This window comes from Streptomyces sp. NPDC048659 (assembly GCF_040650575.1).
In the GTDB taxonomy this organism is placed as follows: Bacteria; Actinomycetota; Actinomycetes; order Streptomycetales; family Streptomycetaceae; genus Streptomyces.
This window is the reverse complement of record NZ_JBEZHM010000095.1, coordinates 1-18,886: the sequence shown is the minus strand read 5'-3', so window position 1 is coordinate 18,886 and position 18,886 is coordinate 1. Positions and strand designations below refer to the sequence as shown.

21 protein-coding genes are annotated in these 18,886 nt (G+C 71.9%); 2 read left to right on the top strand and 19 right to left on the bottom strand.

Annotation, left to right across the window (positions count from 1 at the left end; translation table 11 throughout):
* The 12 genes from metH to AB0C99_RS37475 form a co-directional block, all read right to left on the bottom strand.
* Nucleotides 1–2,297 (bottom strand): methionine synthase (gene metH, locus AB0C99_RS37530; RefSeq protein WP_362484651.1); only part of this gene is annotated, 2,297 nt, incomplete at its 3' end.
* 10 nt (nt 2,298–2,307) lie between these two features.
* Nucleotides 2,308–3,291 carry a carbohydrate kinase family protein gene (locus AB0C99_RS37525; RefSeq protein WP_362484649.1) on the bottom strand — a complete coding sequence of 328 codons (984 nt, stop codon included), beginning with the start codon at nt 3,289–3,291 and terminating at the stop codon, nt 2,308–2,310.
* 11 nt (nt 3,292–3,302) lie between these two features.
* Nucleotides 3,303–4,511 carry a methionine adenosyltransferase gene (gene metK / locus AB0C99_RS37520; protein WP_362484648.1) on the bottom strand — a complete coding sequence of 403 codons (1,209 nt, stop codon included), beginning with the start codon at nt 4,509–4,511 and terminating at the stop codon, nt 3,303–3,305.
* Nucleotides 4,508–4,759: an acyl carrier protein gene (locus AB0C99_RS37515; protein WP_329851384.1), complete on the bottom strand. Its 252-nt coding sequence runs from the start codon at nt 4,757–4,759 to the stop codon at nt 4,508–4,510. The genes metK and AB0C99_RS37515 overlap by 4 nt, the downstream gene beginning before the upstream one ends.
* Before the next feature lie 13 nt (nt 4,760–4,772).
* The gene (gene acpS, locus AB0C99_RS37510) at nt 4,773–5,237 is read right to left on the bottom strand and encodes a holo-ACP synthase (RefSeq protein ID WP_362484646.1); all 465 of its coding nucleotides are present in this window, start codon (nt 5,235–5,237) and stop codon (nt 4,773–4,775) included.
* A gap of 1 nt (nt 5,238) precedes the next feature.
* Nucleotides 5,239–6,126 carry a hypothetical protein gene (locus AB0C99_RS37505; protein ID WP_362484644.1) on the bottom strand — a complete coding sequence of 296 codons (888 nt, stop codon included), beginning with the start codon at nt 6,124–6,126 and terminating at the stop codon, nt 5,239–5,241.
* An 87-nt stretch (nt 6,127–6,213) separates the two neighbouring features.
* Nucleotides 6,214–7,107 (bottom strand): diiron oxygenase, encoded by an 894-nt coding sequence (locus AB0C99_RS37500; RefSeq protein ID WP_362484642.1) that lies wholly within the window; start codon nt 7,105–7,107, stop codon nt 6,214–6,216.
* 97 nt (nt 7,108–7,204) lie between these two features.
* Nucleotides 7,205–8,248 carry a class I SAM-dependent methyltransferase gene (locus AB0C99_RS37495; RefSeq protein WP_362484640.1) on the bottom strand — a complete coding sequence of 348 codons (1,044 nt, stop codon included), beginning with the start codon at nt 8,246–8,248 and terminating at the stop codon, nt 7,205–7,207.
* Nucleotides 8,245–9,087 (bottom strand): SAM-dependent methyltransferase, encoded by an 843-nt coding sequence (locus tag AB0C99_RS37490; protein WP_362484639.1) that lies wholly within the window; start codon nt 9,085–9,087, stop codon nt 8,245–8,247. The genes AB0C99_RS37495 and AB0C99_RS37490 overlap by 4 nt, the downstream gene beginning before the upstream one ends.
* Nucleotides 9,088–9,155: 68 nt before the next feature.
* A complete protein-coding gene (locus AB0C99_RS37485) occupies nt 9,156–9,719 on the bottom strand; it encodes a MaoC family dehydratase (protein WP_362484654.1) in 564 nt (187 codons plus the stop codon).
* Nucleotides 9,720–9,804: 85 nt separating this feature from the next.
* Entirely contained in the window at nt 9,805–11,028 is a 1,224-nt protein-coding gene (locus AB0C99_RS37480; RefSeq protein ID WP_362484637.1) for a PLP-dependent aspartate aminotransferase family protein, read from the bottom strand.
* 116 nt (nt 11,029–11,144) lie between these two features.
* On the bottom strand, nt 11,145–12,581 hold the full coding sequence (locus AB0C99_RS37475) for an MFS transporter (RefSeq protein ID WP_362484635.1): 1,437 nt from the start codon (nt 12,579–12,581) through the stop codon (nt 11,145–11,147).
* Between the two features lie 168 nt (nt 12,582–12,749).
* Here AB0C99_RS37475 and AB0C99_RS37470 point away from each other — a divergent pair, with 168 nt between their 5' ends.
* On the top strand, nt 12,750–13,433 hold the full coding sequence (locus tag AB0C99_RS37470) for a hypothetical protein (RefSeq protein ID WP_362484633.1): 684 nt from the start codon (nt 12,750–12,752) through the stop codon (nt 13,431–13,433).
* Here AB0C99_RS37470 and AB0C99_RS37465 read toward each other — a convergent pair.
* The 7 genes from AB0C99_RS37465 to AB0C99_RS37435 form a co-directional block, all read right to left on the bottom strand.
* A complete protein-coding gene (locus tag AB0C99_RS37465) occupies nt 13,384–13,911 on the bottom strand; it encodes a GNAT family N-acetyltransferase (protein ID WP_362484631.1) in 528 nt (175 codons plus the stop codon). The two genes, AB0C99_RS37470 and AB0C99_RS37465, sit on opposite strands and share 50 nt — an antisense overlap.
* A complete protein-coding gene (locus AB0C99_RS37460; protein ID WP_362484630.1) occupies nt 13,908–14,744 on the bottom strand; it encodes a hypothetical protein in 837 nt (278 codons plus the stop codon). Before AB0C99_RS37460 ends, AB0C99_RS37465 begins: the two co-directional genes overlap by 4 nt.
* 11 nt (nt 14,745–14,755) lie before the next feature.
* Nucleotides 14,756–15,424: a hypothetical protein gene (locus AB0C99_RS37455; RefSeq protein WP_362484628.1), complete on the bottom strand. Its 669-nt coding sequence runs from the start codon at nt 15,422–15,424 to the stop codon at nt 14,756–14,758.
* Nucleotides 15,421–15,819: a hypothetical protein gene (locus AB0C99_RS37450; protein WP_362484627.1), complete on the bottom strand. Its 399-nt coding sequence runs from the start codon at nt 15,817–15,819 to the stop codon at nt 15,421–15,423. The genes AB0C99_RS37455 and AB0C99_RS37450 overlap by 4 nt, the downstream gene beginning before the upstream one ends.
* 137 nt (nt 15,820–15,956) lie before the next feature.
* Nucleotides 15,957–16,805 carry a helix-turn-helix transcriptional regulator gene (locus tag AB0C99_RS37445; protein ID WP_362484625.1) on the bottom strand — a complete coding sequence of 283 codons (849 nt, stop codon included), beginning with the start codon at nt 16,803–16,805 and terminating at the stop codon, nt 15,957–15,959.
* A gap of 20 nt (nt 16,806–16,825) precedes the next feature.
* Nucleotides 16,826–17,350, bottom strand: coding sequence for a DUF6879 family protein (locus tag AB0C99_RS37440; RefSeq protein WP_362484623.1), 525 nt, complete (start codon nt 17,348–17,350; stop codon nt 16,826–16,828).
* On the bottom strand, nt 17,322–17,564 hold the full coding sequence (locus tag AB0C99_RS37435) for a hypothetical protein (protein ID WP_362484621.1): 243 nt from the start codon (nt 17,562–17,564) through the stop codon (nt 17,322–17,324). The genes AB0C99_RS37440 and AB0C99_RS37435 overlap by 29 nt, the downstream gene beginning before the upstream one ends.
* Before the next feature lie 300 nt (nt 17,565–17,864).
* Here AB0C99_RS37435 and AB0C99_RS37430 point away from each other — a divergent pair.
* Nucleotides 17,865–18,886 (top strand): Cmx/CmrA family chloramphenicol efflux MFS transporter (locus AB0C99_RS37430; protein ID WP_362484653.1); only part of this gene is annotated, 1,022 nt, incomplete at its 3' end.

The window sequence follows — 18,886 nt, the reverse complement described above, 5'->3', positions numbered from 1 at the left end:
GCGGAGACCGGCTGCTTGATGCCGATGTTGACGACGTTGTAGCCGTTGTTGGACAGGATGATGTCGACGAGGTTCTTGCCGATGTCGTGGACGTCGCCGCGGACGGTCGCGAGGACGATGGTGCCCTTGCCCTCGGCGTCCGACTTCTCCATGTGCGGCTCCAGATAGGCCACCGCGATCTTCATGACCTCGGCGGACTGGAGCACGAACGGAAGCTGCATCTGGCCCGAGCCGAACAGCTCGCCGACCGTCTTCATGCCGTCGAGCAGCACGTCGTTGACGATCTCCAGGGCCGGGCGCTCCGCGAGCGCCGCGTCCAGGTCGGCCTCCAGGCCGTTCTTCTCCCCGTCGATGATCCGGCGCTTCAGGCGCTCCTCCAGCGGCAGCGCCAGCAGCTCCTCCGCCTTGCCGGCCTTCAGCGACTTCGCCGTGGCGCCCTCGAAGAGCTCCAGGAGCCGCTGGAGCGGGTCGTAGCCCTCCCGCCGCCGGTCGTAGATCAGGTCGAGGGCCACCTCCACCTGCTCCGGCTCCAGCCGCGCGATCGGCAGGATCTTCGACGCGTGCACGATCGCCGAGTCCAGGCCCGCCTTCACGCACTCGTCCAGGAAGACCGAGTTCAGCACCAGCCGCGCGGCCGGGTTCAGGCCGAACGAGATGTTGGACAGGCCCAGGGTCGTCTGGACGTCCGGGTGCAGCCGCTTCAGCTCGCGGATCGCCTCGATGGTGGCGATGCCGTCCTTGCGGGACTCCTCCTGACCGGTGCAGATGGTGAAGGTGAGGGTGTCGATCAGGATGTCCGACTCCCTGATCCCCCAGTTCTCCGTCAGGTCCGCGATCAGCCGCTCGGCGATCGCCACCTTGTGCTCGACCGTCCGCGCCTGGCCCTGCTCGTCGATGGTCAGCGCCATCAGCGCCGCCCCGTGCTCCCGCGCCAATGTCGTGACCTGCGCGAACCGCGACTCGGGCCCGTCACCGTCCTCGTAGTTGACCGAGTTGATGACCGCGCGCCCGCCCAGCTTCTCCAGGCCCGCCCGCAGCACCGGGACCTCGGTCGAGTCCAGCACGATCGGCAGCGTGGAGGCGGTCGCGAAGCGGCCGGCGAGCTCCGCCATGTCGGAGGCGCCGTCGCGGCCCACGTAGTCCACGCACAGGTCCAGCATGTGCGCGCCCTCGCGGATCTGGTCCCGCGCCATCTCCACGCAGTCGTCCCAGCGGGCCTCCAGCATCGCCTCGCGGAACTGCTTCGACCCGTTGGCGTTCGTCCGCTCCCCGATCGCCAGGTACGAGGTGTCCTGGCGGAACGGCACATGGCTGTACAGGGAGGACGCGCCCGGCTCGGCCACCGGCGTCCGCTGCTTCACCGCCGCGCCCCGCACCCGCTCCACGATCTCCCGCAGGTGCTCGGGGGTGGTGCCGCAGCAGCCGCCGACCAGGGCCGGCCCGTAGTCCCGTACGAACGCCTCCTGGGCGTCCGCGAGTTCGGACGGTGTCAGGGGGTAGTGGGCGCCGTCCGAGGTGAGCACCGGCAGGCCCGCGTTGGGCATGACGGAGATCGGGATCCGGGCGTGCCGGGACAGGTGCCGCAGGTGCTCGGCCATCTCGGCGGGACCGGTCGCGCAGTTGAGGCCGATCATGTCGATGCCGAGCGGCTCCAGGGCGGTCAGCGCCGCCCCGATCTCGGAGCCCAGCAGCATCGTGCCCGTCGTCTCGACGGTCACCTGCACGATCAGCGGCAGGTCGAGCCCGCACCAGTCCAGCGCCTGGCGGGCGCCGATGACGGCCGCCTTCGTCTGGAGCAGGTCCTGCGAGGTCTCGATCAGCAGGGCGTCCGCGCCGCCCCGGATCAGGCCCTCGGCGTTCTGCCGGAAGGCGTCCCGCAGCGGCTCGTAGGTGATGTGCCCGAGGGTCGGCAGCTTGGTGCCGGGGCCCATGGAGCCCAGCACCCAGCGGGGCCGCCCGTCGGCCGCAGTGTGCGCGTCGGCCGTGTTGCGGGCGATCCGGGCGCCCGCCTCGGACAGCTCGTACACCCGGTCCTCGATGCCGTACTCGGCCAGCGCGGACAGGTTGGCGCCGAAGGTGTTGGTCTCCACGCAGTCCACGCCGACCGAGAAGTAGGCGTCGTGCACGGAGGCCACGATGTCGGGCCGGGTGAGGTTCAGGATCTCGTTGCAGCCCTCGAGCTGCTGGAAGTCGTCCATCGAGGGATCGGCGGCCTGGAGCATGGTGCCCATCGCCCCGTCGGCCACCACGACCCGGGTGGCGAACTCCTCCCGCAGGGAACGTCTTCCGGTACTCATGTCAGCCCCCTCATGACAGTCCCCTCAGGTGGGTGAGGAGCGAGGCCGTGCAGCCCACTCCGTACGTCGTCCTGATCCGGTCCAGCAGCGGATCCCGGTGCAGCCGGTACTCCTGCGTCCCCACGTAGTCGAGGACGGTCGCGGCGACCGCGCAGCCCAGCTGCGCCGCGCACCGCTCGGGCACGCCCCACAGCGTCCCGGCGAGGAAACCGGCCCGGAAGGCGTCGCCGACACCCGTCGGGTCCACCACCCCGGCCACCGGCACCGCCGGCACCGCCAGCGACTCCCGGCCCTCGCCGCGGATCCGCACCCCGGCCTCGCCGTGGGTGGTGATCCAGGCGCCGACGCGGCGCAGCACGTCCGCCTCGGACCAGCCGGTCTTCTCGTGCAGCAGGGCGCTCTCGTACTCGTTGGTGAACAGGAACCTCGCCCCGTCCACCAGCTCCCGCACCTGGCCGCCGTCGAGCCGCGCGAGCTGCTGCGAGGGGTCGGCGGCGAAGGGGACCCCCAGCTCGCGGCAGGTGCGGGCGTGCCGGAGCATGGCCTCGGGGTCGTCCGGGGAGACCAGGACCAGCTCCAGGCGCCCGGTCCGGGCGAGGACCTCCCGCAGGTCGATCTCGCGGGCCTCGGCCATCGCGCCGGCGTAGAAGGTGGCGATCTGGTTCTGCGCCCGGTCGGTGGTACAGACGAACCGGGCGGTGTGGAGCGACTCGCTGACGCGCACCGAGTCGGTGTCCACACCATGGTCCTTGAGCCAGATCCGGTACGGCTCGAAATCGGCCCCGACCGCGCCCACGAGTACGGGACGCAGGCCGAGCACGCCGAGCCCGAAGGCGATGTTCGCTGCCACTCCGCCGCGCCTGACCTCCAGGTTGTCGGCGAGGAACGACAGGGAGACCCGGTCGAGCCGGTCGGCGAGCAGCTGCTCGCTGAACCAGCCGGGGAAGGTCATCAGATGGTCGGTCGCGATGGATCCGGTGACAGCGATACGCATGACAGCTCCCCTCAGATCCCCGCGGCCTTCTTGAGCGCGTCGACCCGGTCGGTGCGCTCCCAGGTGAACTCCGGCAGCTCCCGGCCGAAGTGCCCGTACGCGGCGGTGGCCGCGTAGATGGGCCGCTTCAGGTCCAGGTCGCGGATGATCGCGGCCGGCCGCAGGTCGAAGACCTCGGAGACGGCTTCCTGGATGCGCTCGTCCGGCAGGGTCCCGGTGCCGAAGGTCTCGACGAAGAGACCGACCGGCTCGGCCTTGCCGATCGCGTACGCGACCTGCACCTCGGCGCGGCGGGCGAGCCCGGCGGCGACGATGTTCTTCGCCACCCAGCGCATCGCGTAGGCGGCCGAGCGGTCCACCTTCGACGGGTCCTTGCCGGAGAAGGCGCCGCCGCCGTGCCGGGCCATGCCGCCGTACGTGTCGATGATGATCTTCCGGCCGGTGAGACCGGCGTCGCCCATCGGGCCGCCGACCTCGAAGCGCCCGGTCGGGTTGACCAGGAGCCGGTAGCCGTCGGACTCCAGCGTGACACCTTCCTCGACGAGCTCCTTGAGGACGTGCTCCACGACGTATTCGCGCACGTCCGGGGTGAGCAGGCCCTCGACGGAGATGTCGGCGGCGTGCTGCGAGGAGACGACGACCGTGTCGAGGCGGACCGGCTTGTCGCCGTCGTACTCGATGGTGACCTGGGTCTTCCCGTCGGGCCGCAGGTAGGGCACGGTGCCGTTCTTGCGGACCTCGGTCAGCCGGCGCGACAGGCGGTGGGCCAGCGCGATCGGCAGCGGCATCAGCTCGGCGGTGTCGTCGCAGGCGTAGCCGAACATGAGGCCCTGGTCGCCGGCGCCCTGGGCCGCCAGCTCGTCCTCGTCGCCCTCGACGCGGGCTTCGTGGGCGGTGTCGACGCCCTGCGCGATGTCCGGCGACTGGGCGCCGATGGACACCGACACGCCGCAGGAGGCGCCGTCGAAGCCCTTCGCGGAGGAGTCGTAGCCGATGTCGAGGACGGCGTCCCGGACGAGCTGCGCGATCGGCGCGTATGCCCCGGTGGTGACCTCGCCGGCGATGTGGACCTGGCCGGTGGTGATCAGGGTCTCGACCGCCACGCGGGAGGACGGGTCCTGCGCGAGCAGGGCGTCCAGGATGGTGTCGCTGATCCGGTCGGCGATCTTGTCGGGGTGTCCCTCGGTCACGGACTCCGAGGTGAACAGGCGGCGGCTCATGCCTGGGCCTCCGCCGGGGTCTTGAAGAAGTGCTGCTCGATGGCACCGAGGGTGCGGATGGAGTCGACCTCCAGGGTCTCCATCTGGATGGCGGTGCCGCTCTCCTGCTCCAGCAGGAAGACGAACTCGACGAAGGACAGCGAGTCGATGAGCCGGTTCTCGATCAGGTCGAGGTCGGACGCGATGTCGTCGCGCTCCGGGTGACGCTCCAGGATCCAGCTCTTCACCGTCTGCAGGCCGTCGGCCATGATTGCTCTCCTTTTAGCTACTGCTGCTGCTTTGAAGGGGGGTGGGGGCGGAGGGGGTGGGGGCGATGATCGGCGCGGCGACCGCGACCGCGTAGTCCACGTCGTGGCTGATGGACACCGTGATCTCGGAGATGCCCGACTCGGCGGCCATGTCGGCCGCGGGCCCGTGCAGCTCCACGAGCGGCCAGCCGCCCTCGGAGCGGCGGACGACGATGTCCGGCCACGGCAGGAACCTGCCGCGGACCCGTAAGGTCTTGAACGCCGCTTCCTTGGCCGCGATCCGCCCGCACAGGCTCAGCACGTCGAGCCCGCCGGAGGTGCGGCAGTCGTCGAGTTCACCGGGGGTGAGCATCCGCTCGAAGAACTTCTCGCCGTACTGCGCGAGAAGCCTGCGGACACGGTTGACGGACACGATGTCCATGCCGAGGTTCGCCCAGCCCAGGCCGCCCGCCGGCGGGGCCACGGGACGGGCCGGCACGTCAGATCACCGGCCCGGCCGCGAGACTCGCATCGGCCCGGAGGCGGGCGTTCGCGTCGAGCACCGCCTGCGTGGCGGCCTCCCAGTCGCCGTGCCGCCGGGTCAGCGCCGACAGCCAGCGCTCCAGCCCGAAGGCCACGCAGCTGGTGAAGGCGGGCCCGCCGGTCGACTCCAGGGTGATGTCGCAGCGGTCACCGAAGAAGTTCCGGTGCGTGTTGACCGAGGCGATCGCCAGGTCCTCGTACAGGAACTCGTACTTCACCGGCGTGAGCCGCTGGAGCACCGCCTTGGAGCTGCCCTTGTCGAAGAAGGGGTCGCAGGCGGCCTCCTTGCGCAGCGGCAGGTCGAGCGCCGCGGCGAAGGCGTGGATCCGGGCGGTGAAGTCGGCGAGGTGGTGCTCGGCGTGCTCCTGCGCGCCGATCGCCACGATCTCCCTCATGCGGAAGCCGAGCTGGCGCCGCATCCCCTCGTAGTGCGTCTCCTTGCGGAAGCACCAGGAGCAGATCGTGACGAGGGTGTCGTCGGCGACCCGGTGGCCCTGGTGCGTCAGGTAGACGGCGTAGCAGGACGCCGAGGGCAGTCCGAGCGCGGCCTGTTCGAGCGCGGCGGTCGGAAAGCGGCCGGTGTCGGCGGAGAACGGTTGGGTCGCGCGTCGCTCCAGGTCGAGCGAGGTCGCGACGACGGCCTGGTGGGGGAAGTTGTCGTAGTAGTCGAGCCGGGCCAGGTCGGCGGCCGGCAGCAGCGGGGGCATGGTCATCGGGCTGGCGCCCGCGGCCACCCCCCAGCCTTCGAAGGTGTCGTCGAGGAGCCGCAGCAGGCGGGTCCCCTCGGGGCCCATGGTGGGCAGGCCCCTGGTCTCCCCGACGGTCTCGGGGCTCGTCAAGGTCATGGTCTCGTCACCTCTCGGGTGGGAGATCTCCGGGAGGGGCCGGGGCTCCGGGGAGCGCCGGCGTCCGGGGAGGTCTCCTGGGCGGGTTCAGACGACGGGCAGCGTGTCGTCGGTGAAGATCCCGGTCTTCAGGAAGAAGGACAGCGGCTTGCGGACCGACTTGCGCTCGTGGGCGCGGCGGCTCTCGTCGGCGACGAGGGAGTTGCGCAGCGCGAGCGGGTCGGGGATGCCGGCGTCCCGGTACACGTGGGGGTTGTAGAGCGAGTTGATGCTGTAGACGACGTACCGCTTGAGGTACGCCTCCACCTCCCGGACGCGCTCGGCGCTCACGGCCTGGCACATGCGCTGGAAGAGCAGCGAGACCAGCTCGCGGCCGAAGGCGATGTGCCGGGACTCGTCCTGGTGGTGGATGCGGTTGACCTCGCGGATGGTGTGGCACAGGGCCGCGTCCTTGGCCATCCGGGAGTTGTAGTGGTCGACCAGCTCCTCGAAGAACAGGATGCGGGTGAAGACCAGGAAGTTCTCGACCTCGGGCTCCCAGGCGGCGTCGGCGCGCATCCCGGTGGAGCCGTAGATCTTGTTGCCGTAGCGGCGGCAGAACTCGGAGAAGAACCACATGTGTTCGTTCTCCTCGCCGATGAAGTGGTGGAAGAAGTCCGAGGGGACCTCGAAGCCCGGCATGTGGATCCGGCCGACGACCTCGATGAGGAGCTCGCGGATACCGTGCACGTTGAGGCTGTAGAAGTTGATGGACTCCCACTTCGAGAGGCGCTGAAGCGTTTCCTCACCGAGGGTGTCGAAGTGCTCGGTGCCGTAGACGGTGAGCAGCTCCGGCGTCATCCAGTACCGGTTCTCCTCCAGCGTCTCGGGCCACTGGAAGGTCTGGTAGGGGTTGTAGTAGTCCTCGACGGAACGCTCGCTCAGGCGGGCGAGGACCTCCATGAACCGGTCGGTGACGGGCAGCGGGGCGGTGACGCCCATGGTGTGACTCCTCGGGACTCGTGGGGCGGTGGGGCTCGGGGCCGGACGGGACCCGGGGAGCCTCAGGGCCGGACTTGTGCGGGCCGCGCGGACCGGGTCAGGGCCGGACCTCGTAGACCGCGTTGACCGGGGTCTCGGTGGCGCGGCGCCAGCGGGTGAAGCCGGCCTCCTCGGCGATGGCGCGGAACGCCTTCTCGCCGGAGTGGTTGCCGAGCGCGTGCGGGCCGCGCTGGGCGACGGCGACGGGCAGGCACATCACGGCGGACAGCGCCATGAACATGCGGGCCGCCGGGGTCTGGGTGTCGATGTCGGCGGGCGAGACGTTCGACTCGACGAGCATCCAGGTGCCGTCCGCGTCCAGCGAGCCCAGGACGTGCGCGGCGGCGGCGACCGGGTCGCCCATGTCGTGCAGGGCGTTGAAGAAGCAGACCAGGTCGTAGCCGGTGCCGGGGTAGTCGTCGGCGGAGGCGACCTCGAAGACGACCCGGTCGGACAGGCCGGCCTCCTCGGCGAGCTGCCGCGCGATGCTGATGGCCTCCTCCGAGTAGTCGAAGCCGTGCACGGTGGCGTTGGGGAACGCCTTGGCGATGAGGAGGGTGGTGTGGCCGACGCCGCAGCCGACGTCGACGACGGTGCCGCCGTTGTCGAGCTTGCCGGTGACCTCGTGCAGGGCGGGCAGCCAGTCCGGGACGAGCTTGTGCTCGTAGGTCGGCTGGAAGAAGGAGCCCATGCCGGTGTCGAGGGCCGCGTCGTGCTCGGCCCAGCCGACGCCGTCACCCGACTTGTACGCCTCGACCAGCAGGTCCTCGGTGGCGTACAGGGCCTTGAGGGCGGTGAAGAAGCCGGCGGCGAAGGTGACGGCGGTGGGGTCGGCGAGCACCTGGACGTGGTCGGCGGGGAGCGTGTACGTGAGCGAGCTCGGGTGCCGCTCGACGTACCCGGCGGAGAGCTGGGCGTGCAGCCACTCCTCGATGTACCGCTCGTCGGTGGCGGTCTTCCCGGCGAGCTCGGCGGCGGTCAGCGGGCCGTGCTCGGCGAGCGCCTTGTACAGCCCGAGCCGCTCGCCGATGGCGACGGTGAGGCCGCGGACGGCCGCGCCGGCGTCGCTGATGACTCTCTGGTGGAAGTCGTGGGCGCTCATGCGGCGGCCTCCTTCTCGAATCCGGGCAGGTCGCAGGTGAAGAGGAAGGAGCGGGGCACCCGGGGCACGGCGCGGGCCGGGACCGGGTAGGGCCAGCGGTCGAAGTCGGCGCCGGGCTCACCCGGCTGCTTGACCTCGCGCACGGCCCAGCCGCATGCGTCGAGCAGCGCCTCGGGCTCCTCGGTGCCGAAGAGCCAGGGGTTGCCGTCCTCCTTCAGGGCGTTCATGAAGGTGCGGGCCAGCGGGTTCTCCAGGGCGGCCCTGGAGATGACGTCGCCGAGCAGCACGGAGCCGGGCGCCGCGTGCGCGGACAGCGTCGAGATGAGGGTCCGGACGGCCTCCTCCGGCAGGAAGAACAGCAGGCCCTCGACCACCCACAGGACGGGCTCGTCGCTCTTCCATCCCGCCTCCTTGAGGGGGCCGGTCCAGTCCTGGGTGAGGTCGACCGGGATCGGCACGCGGGTGCGGCCGGCCGGCTGCGGCTCGTCCTTCAGCATCTCGGCCTTGGCCTCCAGGAGGGCCGGCCGGTCGAGCTCGTAGACGGTGACGCCGTCGGGCCAGGGCAGCCGGAAGAACCGGGTGTCCATGCCGGCGGCGAGGAAGACCACCTGGCGGATGCCGCGCTCCTGCACCGCCGCGACGATGGCGCGGTCCAGGTAGGTGGTGCGGATGGCGAGGAACGGCACGATGCCGCCCCCGTCGTAGCGCTTGAGCAGTTCGAAGCCGATCTGGTCGGCGACGGTGCGCGCGTACGGATCGGCGAACAGCCGGTCCTCGCGCTCGGTCTCCAGGGCGCGCGCCGCGGCGGTCCACTGGGCGGTGCGGGATACGGCCTCCACAGGAGGTCCCCCTTTACGTCGGATTGCGGATGTACGGACGGCCGTGCTCAGTGGCGCACCTGTTCGGGTCAGGCGCTCATGGCCACTGCGGGAGCGGTCTCCTCGGCGCGCGCGTGCGTGCGCGGGCGGGCGCAGCAGCCCACCGGGTCCTGGGCCGCGGGCATCGACGACAGATGTCCGACCTCGGTCCCGGCGGGGCGGCGCCGGAAGATGCTGTGCAGGATCATGCTGAACACGGCCGTCCCGTCGGCGGCCACCAGCGTGCAGCGCGGCTTGACGGTGCCGCTGGTGGGGTTGAAGGGCGACGGGGTGACGGCGAGGACCTCCACCCGTGCCGTGAGGACGTCGCCCGGGCGGACGGGGCGCAGGTAGCGCACCTCGTCGATGCCGGGCGAGCCCATACAGAAGCTGTAGGCGAGCAGGCCGTCGACGTAGCGCCGCATGAACATCGACTGGGTGTGGAAGCCGCTGGCGATCAGGCCGCCGAACTGCGATTCCGCGGCCAGCTCGGGGTCCGTGTGGAAGGGCTGCGGGTCGAAGCGCCTGCCGAACTCCAGCACCTCCTCCGCCGTGACGGTGACGGTGCCCAGCACGTGGACGTCGCCGGGCCGGAAGTCCTCGAAGTAGCGCATCACGCGCCCCCCTTGACCTAGGAGTTGGTCGTTCGTTCCTTTGTTCCTTGGCACTGTCCAATCTACGAATTCACCATTTATTTTGTCAACCCAAAAGAAGGCTCAAATGACTCCATCCGCCGGGCTCTTCGCCGCCCCCGCCGGCCAGTGCGCGCTCGATGTCGCCCCACAGGTCCTCGACCCCCTCGATGCCGACCGACATGCGCACCAGACCGGGCGCGATCCCGGCCGCCGCGAGGGCCCGTTCGTCCAGTTCGCGGTGGGAGGTGGAGGCCGGATGGGTGACCAGGCTCTCCACCCCGCCGAGCGAGAGCGCGAGCCTGGCGACCCGTACGCCCTCGATGAAGGCCCGGCCCGCCTCCCGGCCGCCGGCCAGCTCGAAGGAGAGCAGCCCGCCGCCGCCGGACAGCACCTTGCGGGCGGTCGGGTACGAGGGATGGCCGGCCAGCCAGGGGTAGTGCACGGCGGTCACGTCCGGGCGGGCCGCGAGGCGCTCGGCGAGGACGGCGGCGTTGGCGCAGTGCTCGCGCATCCGCAGCGGCAGCGTGGGTATCCCGCGCAGGGTCAGCCAGGCGGCGAACGGGTCGGCGCAGGCGCCCAGTTCGACCGTGCGCGGCCACACCCTGCGGCGCAGCTCGTCGTCGGCGAAGACGGCCGCGCCGCCCAGCACGTCGGAGTGGCCGGAGAGGTATTTGGTGGTGGAGTGCACCACGATGTCCGCGCCCAGTTCGAGGGGGCGGCAGAGGGCGGGCGAGGCGAGCGAGTTGTCGACGACGCTGGTCACGCCGAGCCGGCGGGCCGCCGAGAGCAGCCCCGGCAGGTCGGCGACCTGGCCGGTCGGGTTGGCGATGGTCTCCAGGACCAGGAGCCGGGTCGCCGGGTGCACGGCCGCCGCCTCCAGCTCGGCGACCTCGTCCCCGGAGACGTACACGACCTCGATCCCGTACCGGCGGGACAGGTCGGACAGGACGGCGAAGGTCCCGCCGTACAGGCAGCGCTGCGCGACGACCCGGTCGCCGGGCTTGAGCAGGGCGAGCAGCACGCCGCTGATCGCGCCCATCCCGGAGGCGAAGGCGATGGCCCCGGCGCCGCCTTCGAGCCCGGCGAGGGTCTGCTCCAGGGCGCGTACGGTCGGATTGCCGCGGCGGCTGTAGACGTACCGCCCGTCGGGCCCGGCCATCGCCCCGGCGAGCTCCTCGGCGGAGGAGAAGGCGAAGGCGGAGGATTGCACGAGCGGCACGGAGAGCGGCCAACTTCCGTGATCGAATGGCTCATTGACGACGTGTACGGCGCGGGTGTTCAGATCCATTTCCGGCTGTTTCCCTTCGGGCACGGAAAATCGGGTACGGAAAAGGGGCCGCCCGGCATCCGTCGCAGCAGTGGCAGCGGACGCCGGGCGGCCCCTCGGGGGCTGGACCGGGCGGGTCAGGCGGAGACCTTGTCCCCGCTCTGCGCGGGGGCGGCGGCCTCGGCGGCCGGCGCCTTGTCGCCCTTCATCACGAGCAGGGTGATCACGCCGCCGACCGCGGCGATGATCGCGGCGCCGATGAAGGCGGCGGAGAAGCCCTCGGTCAGCTTGGGCAGGTTGCCGAGCTGGTCGGCGCCCTGCGACATGGCGACCGCGGTGAGGGCGGCGAGGCCGAGCGCGGAACCGACGTTGTACGTGGTGTTGACGATGCCGGAGGCGAGACCGGCCTGCTCCTGCGGGGCGCCGGACATCGCGGCGATCATCGCCGGGATGTAGGCCAGCGACATGCCGAGCGCGGCGACCAGCGAGGCGGGCAGGACGTCGATCAGGAAGGTGCCGGTGGGCTCGACGGCGGCAAGCCAGACCAGACCGGCGGCGAGGACCAGCAGGCCGATGCCGATGAGCGGCTTGGCCCCGAACTTCGCCATCAGCTTCGCGGTGATGGCCGTCATGAAGATCATTAGGAGCACGGTCATCGGGAGCAGCGCGGCACCGGAGGCGAAGGCGCCGTAGCCGAGGACCTGCTGGAGGTAGAGGTTGAGGAAGTACCACATCGGGATCCACGCGGCGCCGAGCAGCGTCATGGCCAGGTTGGCCGAGCCGAGGCGGGGCACCCGCCACACGCTGAGCGGCATGAGCGGCTCGCGGATGGCCTTCTGGATCACGAAGAACAGGATCAGCAGGACGACGGCGCCGGCCAGCTGGAGGATCGTGCCGGTGGAGCCCCAGCCGACCTCGGGGGCGCGGACGACCGCGAAGACGGCGAGCGCGAGACCGGCGGTGACGGCGACGGCGCCGAGGACGTCGACGGAGCCGCGGCGGGACTCGACGTTCGGGAGGATCTTGGTGGCGGCGAGGGTCGCGAGACCGATCGGCACGTAGATGATGAAGCACCACTGCCAGGCGGCCCACTCGGTGAAGACGCCGCCGAGGAAGACACCCGCGGTACCGCCGGCGGGGGCCGCGGCGCCGTAGAGCGCCATCGCCTTGCCGAGCTCCCTCGGGTCGTGCATGAAGAGCATCATGAGCAGCGTCATCGCGGAGGGCGCGATGAGCGCGCCGCCGACGCCCTGGACGGCGCGGCCGAGGATCTCGACCCAGGCGGTCTGCGCGACCGCGGCGAGGACCGAACCGGCGATCATGACGACCCAGCCGGTGACGAAGATCTTGCGGGCGCCGATGAGGTCGGAGAGCCGGCCGCCGAGCAGCAGCAGACCGCCGAAGACGATCACGTAGGCGTTGAACACCCACTGGAGCTCGCCCTGGGAGAAGCCCAGGTCCTTCTGCATCTCGGGGAGCGCCACCCCGATGATCGAGGTGTCCATGATGACCATGAACTGTGCGGCGGCGAGCACGACAAGTGCCCACCAGCGCCGGGGATTGACGGTTGACATTGCCCTGACCCTTCGCTCGCGGTTGCATACCCCTGGGGGGTACCTGCGTGCTGCACCGTAGCATACCCATGGGGGGTATGTAAGAGAGAGATGAAGGCGGCTCGGAGCGTGAAAGGGAGCGCAAGCCTCCACCTCTGGAAGCCGCTCCCCGCACGGCACAATGCCCCCATGACCACGGATCAGGAGACCGAACCGGAGCGCGAACTGCTCCGCCGCTGGACCTCGACCCTGCTCGCCGCGCGGGCGGGCCGCGAGGGCCCGGACCCCCTGCCGTACGGCCGGAACCTGCTGTCCCGCTGGGCCGAGCCGCAGCGCAGGTACCACACCGTCGCGCACCTGCGGGCGGTCCTCGACCGCATCGACGAACTGGCCGATCAGGGCGGCGAGGGCGGCGAGTTGGAGCTCGTACGACTAGCCGCCTGGTTCCACGACGCGGTCTACCGCCCGGACCGCTCGGAGAACGAGGAACGCTCGGCCCACCTGGCCGAAAGAGCCCTCACCGAAGCGGGCCTGACCCCCCACGAGGTCGCCGAGGTGGCCCGCTTGGTCCGCCTCACCGTCACCCACGACCCGGCCCCGGGCGACCTCAACGGCGAGACCCTGTGCGACGCGGACCTGGCGATCCTGGCGAGCGACCCGGATACCTATACGGGGTATACGCGCGCGGTCCGCGAGGAGTACGCCTTCGTCCCGGACCCCGCCTTCCGCGAAGGCCGCACCACCATCCTCACCCACCTCCTGGCCCTCCCCCGCCTCTACCGCACCCCTTACGGGGCGGCGGCTTGGGAGGAGCGAGCGCGGGTCAATCTGGAACGGGAGGTGGCGGAGCTGCGGGGGCCCGAGCGGGGCTGACGGCGGTCCCCGGGGCGGCTCGGGGACTCGCGGCCGGACGGGGCCTCGCGGCCAGGTGGTACTCGACCACCCCGTCCCGCGGCCCGAGCCGGGTGAATCCGGCCTTCGCCAGGACGCGGCCGGAGGCCGGGTTGCCGGGATGGTGCCCGGCGCCGAGGGAGACGAGCCCGGCGGTGCCGAAGGCGAGGGACACGAGCCTCCGCACGGCCTCGGTCGCGTAACCGCGCCCCCAGCGGTCCTCGCGGACGACGTAGCTCAGCCTGCCGTGGGCCCCGGGGCGGCGGTCGAGCTTGACCAGTCCGACCAGGTCCCCGTCGTCGTCCACGCCGTAGACCTCCCGCCGGGCCGCCCGCAGGACGTACGCGACCGCCTCCCGGTCCGTCATCGCGGGGCGGCCGAGGAAGGACACGGCGGCCCCGCTGTAGACCCGCCGGACGGCCGGAGCGTCGTCGGACACGAGGCCCCGGAGCCGGATCACCGCGCGAGCCTGTCGGCGAGGGCGGCGGCCGTGGGGCGGTCCCCCGGCACCGGCGCGAGGCAGGCGGTGACCACGTCCTCGAACTCCGGGAACGGCCAGGGCCGGACGTCCGGCAGCCGGACGGTTCCGCCGGCGGCGATCGCCCCGAGCTTCTCGCCCCGGCCGGCGCCGTCCTCGTAGGCGACGGGGCGGTGTCCCGTCCAGCACCAGAAGAGCGAGGCGCCCAGCCCCCACACGTCGGCGGCCGGGCCGACCGGGACGTGCGCGTCGGCCGGGGTGGCCAGCAGGGCGTCGGCGACCTCGGGCGCGGTGGTGTGGGTGAGCGCGCCCCGGTAGGGGAGACGGGGGCCGTCGCCGGGACCGCAGGCGAGGGCGTAGTCGATGAGGACGGCGTGCCCGTCGGGCGTGACGAGCGTGTTGGTCGGCTGGACGTCGGCGTGGGCCCACCCGGCGGCGTGCAGCCGGGCCAGTCCTCCGGCCCAGGTGCGCGCGATGCCGAGGAGCCGTCGCCGCTCGCCCTCGCTCGCACCCTCGCCGTCGCCCTCGCCGTCGCTCCGCCGGGCCCGGGCCGGGGCGAACGCGTGCCACACCGGCGTGCCGTCCACCCACCGCACCGCGAGCCACCGGCCGCCGTCCCAGGCGCCGGCGCCGACCCGGTACGCCGGGTCGAGCGCGCCAGCCTCGGCGAGGCGCACGAGATGGACGTCCTCTTGAGCCACTTCGGCGGCCTTGTCACGGCCCGCGGTCTCGTCGCCCGGCCGATTCGCCTTCAACGCGACCGATCCGGCGGCCCCTTGGACCCGCCAGGCGCGCGAGCCGCGCCGGTCGCTCACGAGGCAGGCCGTCAGAGGCTCCCCGAGACGGGCCCGCAGGAAGGCGGCGGCTGGACCGGGGGGAGGAAGCGTCTCGTCCACGTACGGATCTCCGTCCACTCATGAGGGAGGTGCGCGAAGACGTCGCGCCCGTCGTCCTCGGCGACGGCCACCGCGGCGGCGAGGCCGGGCGTCGTCCGGAGGAGGGCCGGGTCGCGCCGCCGGACGGCGGGCCGCACCGGGAGGAACGAGACGGGGGCCGCCGGGACGCGCGCACCGCACCGGGTGAACTCGGCCGCCCCGGCGGCGAACCTGCCGAACATGATCCCGACCGGGCCGTACAGGTTCTTGAGGACCCAGTGCGGCCACACCAGCAGGTCAGGGTGACCGCCGAGCACCACGAGGTTCTCGCAGCGCAGCCACCCGTGGGGCCGACGGACCAGCGGCCTCAGCCACTCGGCCGCCCGGGCCCCCGCATGGAACAGCTCCGCCTCGGCGGCGTCCGGACCGCCGTCGGCGCGGTAGACGGTCCAGGTGGTGAGGCCGCGCCGCAGGGAGGCGCCGAGGTAGGGGCAGTGCGCGCGCATCTCCCGTACGTACGAGGAGATGTCGACCGACCGGGGCGCGCCACTGCTCGCCTCGACGAGCCGGAGCGCACCGCCGGTCTTCCGGTGCGCTCCGGCGGCGGCTCCGGGAGTCACCGGCCACCGGGCACGGCGTCGTCGCCGTCCCCGGTGGTGGGGACGCAGTCCCACTCGGCCACCACCCTCCCGGTCTCCCGGTAGCGGGCGAGCCCGGCCACGTCCAGGGCGCCCTTCTCGTCGGTGAACCAGAGCTCGTGCAGGGGCCCGTACGCCTCCTCGTACGCGGCGACCCAGTCGACGGGCCCGGCCCCCTTGCTCTCCCGATGCCCGAGGACGGTCCCGGCGTGACCGGCGCTGAACGCCCGGTACCCGGCCGTGCCGAGCATCCGGTGCCAGAGGGCGTCCACGGCGCCCGAGAACATCTCGGACGGCACCTCTCCACGCCGGAACCGCTGTCCGGCGACGTCCAGGAAGCGGCCGAGCTCGCGCAGCTCGACGGATGTGGTCTCCACGGTGGTACTCCTCTCGACGGTGCCTGTCGGGGCGCGGGCCGGTGCCCGAGCGGCCCGGCCGACATCCCCGTCGGCATCCGTCACGCTAGGGAGGACCGCAGCACCGCCTCAACGAACTTGCACCGTCTTGCACGGATTCACCCGAGGGCCTCCAGCGCCTCGGTGATCCGCGCCCTCGCCCCCTCGCCGTAGACGGCCATCCGTGACAGTCCGGCGAACGCGCGCGCGTAGTCGGCGATTTCACGAGGCTGCGTCACGTTGACCTCCGCCGTCAGCGTCTCCACGACGGCGCGCCGGTCGTCGTAAAGGTAGAAAGCCTCCATCGGCCAGAGGGCGCGCGGCGCCTCGGCCGGGATGACGCCGAGGGAAACGGAGGCGAGCGGCAGGACGGCGAGAAGGTGCCGGAGCTGACCCGCCATCGTCTCCGCGTCCCCGATCCGGGAGCGGAGGACCCATTCCTCCATGACGACGGCGAAGCGGTGGCGGCCCTCGTACAGGAGACGTCCGCGGGCGACCCGGGAGGCGACGGCCTCGGCCACGTCGTCGGGAGTGTCCCAGAAGCGAGAGACGGCGCCGAGTACGGCGGTCGCGTACGGCGCGGTCTGGAAGAAGCCGGGCACCACATTGGACACGTAGACCCGGCAGAGGGCCGATCGTCGGTGCAGCACGTGGAAGTCCTCCTGCACCCTGCGCAGCCCGTTGCGCTGGAGCCTGCGCCACTCCACGTACATGGACTCGACGGCTCGGGCACTGGCGACGAGATCGTCCGCCTGGTCGTCGGCGGCACACGCGGCGCACCAGGCGCGGATGTCGGCATCCGAAGGCTGCGTCCTGGCATTGACGATGCGGGAGGTCTTGGCGGCGTTCCACCCGCACCGGGCGGCAAGCTCGTGACCTTTCAGGCCCGCCTCCACCATCAGCTCGCGCAGCCGCACGGCGACGGCCTCGCGGGCGGCCTGGGCGCTGGAGGAGGGCGAGGAGGACATGAACCGGCGTCCGGACGGCGTCAGACGGCGTACAGGCCGTGCGGGGTGCCGCGCTCCCACACCGACTCGAAAGCGGACGCGCAGAGCTTCACGACGGCGGGGTCCTCGGTGAAGTCGGTGTGTGTCCAGCGGCTGTCCCCGCTGAACACGTTGAACTGCGCGAGTCGGCCGTCGAACAGCCAGAAGTCGTTCCCGGGCAGGGCGATGTCCGACGCGAGGCGCCGCGGGAGCCAGCGCACCTCCTCGCCCGCCGCGACGACGACCCCGGTACCGGCGTGCTCGAAACGGATGTAGTCCGACACCGGCTCCGAGACGACCCGGGCCCGGCGCATCACGACGCCCCGGCCGACGGCCTCGGAGACGAGGTCGACCCACAGGGACCAGTAGGGAGAAGCCGGGTCGGTATCGGCCACGCCGGTGCGCTTCCACGCCTCGAAGTCATCCGCCTCGCCCGCCACGGCGTAGGAGTCCCGCATCTCCAGGTGAACGGCCGAGTGCCGCGTCTCCTTCAGCAGCTCACCGAAGCTCTCGACGCTCTGCGTCATCGCACGCCTCCCTGATAGCCCGCACCATCCTGGCCGGAATCCGCACCACGGTCTCGTGGTCCGGGATCGTGCCGTGCGCGAGGCACTCCGCCCACGTCGCCTCGTCGACCTTCCAGCCCTGGAACACCAGGTCGGAGGTCTCCTCGTCCACGAACACCGTGGGAGATCCGTTCACTCCGGATTTGTCATCCTTCGCGATGAACCGCAATGCCATGATTCCCTCCCGTACCAGCCCACTTGCACGGTCTTGCGCGTCACGCTGGCGCCTACCGGGAAGGCCCGTCAAGAGCGCGGCGCCCGCCTGGCCGGGAATCGACGGTGAGCGACGGGCGCACGCGGCGCGCCCTCCGCCCCGGCCCCGGCCTTCTCGCCCGCCGTCCCGTCCCCCCGTCCCGTATCGCGAGATGTTCGCCGTGGGAGGAATGACAGGGTCAAACGGCCGGTTGCGCGTGTCATGCCCTCTTCGCCGTCCGAGCCCGCCGCCGACGTGTCCGCCGGTCACGCGTCCGCCCGTATGCCCCTCGCCGTCTACATCCTCGGCCTCTCCGTCTTCGCGCTCGGTACGAGCGAGTTCATGCTGTCCGGGCTGCTGCCGCCCATCGCCGAGGACATGGACGTGTCCATCCCCACCGCGGGGCTGCTCATCTCCGCCTTCGCCGTCGGCATGGTCGTCGGCGCGCCGCTGCTCGCCGTCGCCACCCTGCGGCTGCCCCGCAAGGCCACCCTCACCGCGCTGATCAGCCTCTTCGGGCTCGGGCAGATCGCCGGGGCGCTCGCGCCGAACTACGCGGTGCTCTTCGCCTCGCGCGTCGTCAGCGCGCTCGCCTGCGCCGGGTTCTGGGCCCTGGGCGCCGCCGTCGCCATCGCCATGGTGCCCGTCGGGTCCCGCGCGCGGGCCATGGCCGTCATGATCGGCGGGCTCTCCATAGCCAACGTCCTCGGCGTCCCCGCCGGCGCCTTCCTCGGCGAACACCTCGGCTGGCGCTCCGCGTTCTGGGCCGTCGGCGCCGCCTCCGCCATCGCCCTCGTCGGCGTACTCCTCAAGATCCCGCACATCCCGCGCCCCACCGAGAAGCCCCGGCTGCGCGCCGAGCTCGCCATCTACCGCGACCGGCAGGTCCTGCTCTCCGTGCTGCTCACCGCCCTCGCCGCCGGCGGCGTCTTCTGCGCCTTCTCCTACCTGGCCCCGCTCCTCACCGACGTCTCCGGGCTCGACGAGGGCTGGGTCTCCGGCGTCCTCGCCCTCTTCGGCATCGGCGCCCTCGTCGGCACCTACATCGGCGGGCGCGTCGCCGACGCCCACCTCTTCGGCGTGCTGCTCAGCGGCGTCACCGCCTCCACCGTCTTCCTCGCCGCCCTCGCGCTCCTCGCCACCAGCCCCGTCGCCACGATCGTGCTGACCTTCCTCCTCGGCGTCTCCTGCTTCTACACCGCGCCCGCCCTCAACGCCCGCATGTTCAACGTCGCCGGCGCCGCCCCCACCCTCGCCGGCGCCACCACCACCGCCGCCTTCAACCTCGGCAACACCGGCGGCCC